This is a genomic window from Spirillospora sp. NPDC049652, assembly GCF_040675125.1.
Taxonomy (GTDB): Bacteria; Actinomycetota; Actinomycetes; order Streptosporangiales; family Streptosporangiaceae; genus Spirillospora.
Window position 1 is genome coordinate 1 of record NZ_JBFAOF010000818.1, and the last position, 3,325, is coordinate 3,325.

The 3,325-nt window shown below is 73.9% G+C and carries 4 protein-coding genes and 1 pseudogene; 2 read left to right on the plus strand and 3 right to left on the minus strand.

Annotated elements, in window-relative coordinates; translation table 11 throughout:
• Window positions 1-693: AAA family ATPase (locus AB0J52_RS33170; protein ID WP_500186809.1), on the plus strand; the 693-nt coding region annotated here is incomplete at its 5' end.
• Between the two features lie 49 nt (window positions 694-742).
• Window positions 743-1,760, plus strand: a pseudogene (locus tag AB0J52_RS33175) (winged helix DNA-binding domain-containing protein).
• Here AB0J52_RS33175 and AB0J52_RS33180 read toward each other — a convergent pair.
• From AB0J52_RS33180 to AB0J52_RS33190, 3 genes are read right to left on the minus strand one after another with little or no spacing between them, the layout of a single operon-like run.
• Window positions 1,753-2,598 (minus strand): 5-oxoprolinase subunit C family protein, encoded by an 846-nt coding sequence (locus tag AB0J52_RS33180; protein ID WP_500186810.1) that lies wholly within the window; start codon window positions 2,596-2,598, stop codon window positions 1,753-1,755. The pseudogene AB0J52_RS33175 and the gene AB0J52_RS33180 overlap by 8 nt on opposite strands.
• Window positions 2,595-3,221 carry a 5-oxoprolinase subunit PxpB gene (pxpB, locus tag AB0J52_RS33185; protein WP_500186811.1) on the minus strand — a complete coding sequence of 209 codons (627 nt, stop codon included), beginning with the start codon at window positions 3,219-3,221 and terminating at the stop codon, window positions 2,595-2,597. The genes AB0J52_RS33180 and pxpB overlap by 4 nt, the downstream gene beginning before the upstream one ends.
• On the minus strand, window positions 3,218-3,316 hold the full coding sequence (locus AB0J52_RS33190; RefSeq protein WP_500186813.1) for a LamB/YcsF family protein: 99 nt from the start codon (window positions 3,314-3,316) through the stop codon (window positions 3,218-3,220). The genes pxpB and AB0J52_RS33190 overlap by 4 nt, the downstream gene beginning before the upstream one ends.
• Window positions 3,317-3,325 lie beyond the last annotated feature (9 nt).

Sequence of the window (3,325 nt, forward strand, 5' to 3'; positions counted from 1 at the left end):
CTCCTTCCCTGCCACTCTCAGCCGCTCACACTCGGCCGGATCTTCGCCGCGCTCGGCCTGCTCGCCCGCCCGGACGTCGTGGAGGTCCAGCGCGCGGACCTGGTCGGCGAGCACCTCGGCGCGACCGCGCTGAAGACCAACCGGGTGGTCGATTCCGCGCTCGGCGGCGTGCTGTTCGTGGACGAGGCGTACTCGCTGGTCAACCCCGGTTACGCGGGCGGCGACGCGTTCGGCGCGGAGGCCGTCCAGACGTTGCTGAAGCGCGCCGAGGACGACCGTGACCGCCTGGTCGTCATCCTCGCCGGATACCCCGGCGACATGGAGCGGTTCCTGGCGTCGAACCCGGGCCTGGCGTCCCGGTTCGGCGAGCGCGTGGACTTCCCGTCCTATGGCCCGGACGAGTTGCTCCGCATCGCGCAGCTCATCGCGCGTCAGGGCGGCGACGTCTGGGCGGAGGCGGCGCTGGACGACCTGGCCATGGTCTTCCAGCGCGCGGTCGGCCTCGGCCGCGTCGACGAGCTCGGCAACGGGCGCTTCGCCAGGACCCTGTACGAGAAGGCGTGCGCCGTCCGCGCGCTGCGTGCCGCCGCGCTCGGCGACGCGGCGACGGCGGCCGACCTCACGACCCTCACCGCCGACGACGTCCACGACGCGCTCGCCGAGCTCACCCACCGGCTATCCCGAATGTGGTGAGATCGTCCGTATGGAGACGGTGACCTGGGGGCAGGTTCTCGCCTGGCGCATGCGCCGGCAGCACATCGACACGGTGGCCGACGCGTCCGCCGTCGAGGTCGCCCGGCGGCTCGCGGGCGTCCAGGCGCAGGTGGCGTCGGCCGCGGACCTCGCCGTCCGAATCCGGCAGCGCGATCCCGAGCGCCTCGCCGGTCCGATCGCCGCGGGCGCCCTGGTCAAGACCTGGGCGATGCGCGGCACGCTGCACCTGCTGCCCGCCGACGACGCCCCCGCCTACCTGGCCCTGTGCGGCGCGGCCCGCATCTGGGAGAAGAAGAGCTGGCAGAAGAACTTCGGCGCGACCCCCGATGACGTCGAGGCGATCGCCGAGGCCGCCCGCTCCGCCCTCGCCGCCGGGACGCCCCTCACTCGCGAGGAGCTGACCGCCGCGATCGTCGCGGAGACCGGCTCGTCCCACCTCGCCGACGTCCTCGGCTCGGGCTGGGGCATGCTGCTGAAGCCGCTGGCGTGGACGGGCGTCCTGTGCCACGGCCCGTCCCAGGGATCCCGTGTCACCTTCACCCGCCCGCCCTGGACGACCCTGCCGCCCGTCGAGGACGCCGCCCAAGCCGTGCTCCGGGCTTTTCCTCGCCGCCCACGGACCGGCGACCCCCGACACCTTCGACGCCTGGCTTCTGCGCAAGGGCAACCGCAAGAAGGACGTCCGCGCCTGGTTCGACGCCGCCGACCTGGCTCAGGTGGACGTCGAGGGCGCCCCGATGTTCCTGCTGCCCGAGCACCTGGACGAACTGCTCGACACCGCGCCGTCCACGTCCGTCCGGCTGCTCGGCCCGTTCGACCAGTACATCCTGGCGGGCGGCACCGGCTCGGCCCACCTCGTCCCGCCCGCGCGCCGCTCCGAGGTCAGCCGCACGGCCGGCTGGATCTCCCCGGTCGTCCTGCACGAGGGCCGCGTCGCCGGAGTCTGGGACGTCGCGACCCCTGCGGCGGCGCCCACCCTCTTCGAGGACGTCCCGTCCGCCGCCCTCGCCACCGAACTCGACCGCGTCCGCGCCCTGTTCAGCTGAGCCGGAAGCGGACCGTGTCGCCTGGGCGGAGCTGCGCCGCCACGGGGATGTCGCGATGCCGGACGACCGCGATGACGGGATAACCGCCCGTCGTCGGATGGTCGGCGAGGAAGAGGATCGGCTCCCCGTTCGGGGGGACCTGCAGAGCGCCGGTGACCATGCCCTCGCTCACCAGCTCGCCCGCCCGCGCGCGCACGAGGCGCGGCCCGTCGAAGCGCACGCCGACGCGGTTGCCAGCCGGGGTGACGGTGTACGGGGCTGAGGTCAGAACGCTCAAGGCGTCCGGGACGAACCAGTCGTCGCGCGGACCGGGGACGATGCGGAGGACCGGCGCGTCAGGAAGGGGCGGGACAGGCGCGAGATCCACGCTGACCGGGGTATCGGCCCTCCCGACCGGGAGGCGCACGCCGGGGGACAGCGGGGCCGGACCCACGTGGGAGAGCAGATCGGTGGACCGGCTACCGAGGACCGGATCGCAGGCCAGACCGCCTCTGACGGCCAGGTAACTGCGCAGGCCGCGCGCCGGCGTCCCCAACTGGAGCGTGCCGCCCTTCGGGACGTGGACGGGAGCGTTCATGCCCTGCGGACGGTCGTTCAGACGGAGGTCCAGGGGAGCGCCCGTGACCGCGATCCAGGCGGGGGAGTAGAAGAGCAGAGCCGCGTTGCCGAGCGTGAACTCGATACCCGCCGCGTCCTCGGTGTTGCCGACGAGGCGGTTCGCCAACCGCAGCGACGGCTCGTCCGCCGCCCCCGAACGCGGGACGCCGAGGTGGGCGTATCCGGGACGGCCGAGGTCCTGGACGGTGGCCAACGGCCCCGGACGGACGACCTCGATCACCGCTCCCGCTCCCGCTCAAATACGAACCGCACCTTCAACCCGGGGCGCAGCAACGACGGCGGATCGCGGTGGACGTCCCACATCGTGAGATCGGTGTGCCCCAGCAAACGCCACCCACCCGGCGACGGCGACGGATACACCGCCGCATACGGACCCGCGATCGCCACCGACCCCGCGGGCACCGACGTCCGCGGCGACGCACGGCGCGGGACGTGCAACTTCTCGTCCAGGCCGGTCAGATATCCGAAACCGGGCGAGAAGCCCAGATAGGCCACCGAGTACTCGGCGGCGGCGTGCCGCTCGACCACCTCCCGGACGCTCAGGCCGGTCAGCTCGGCGACCTCGGCGAGATCCTCCCCGTCGTACCGGACCGGGATCTCGACCGGTGGCGCGTCCTCCGCGTCTGCCTCACCCGGCTCCACCGCCGCCACCCGCGCGGCGAGCCGGTCCAGGTCGCAGCCGTCCGGCTCGGCGACCACCAGGACCGTCCGCTCGCCCGGGACGATGTCGGTGACGCCCGCGAACGCCGCGTCCCGCAGCGCGCGGTGCAGGCGGTGCGAGTCGTCCAGGCCGGACGTCTCGACCAGCAGCCCGCCGTCGCCGGCCCGCCGGACCGTCCTCACGCGAACGGCCCCAGGCGAACCCCTGCGGCCGCCAGCGCGGCCCGCACACGTCGGGCCAGCTCCACCGCCCCCGGCGTGTCGCCGTGCACGCACATCGACCGGGG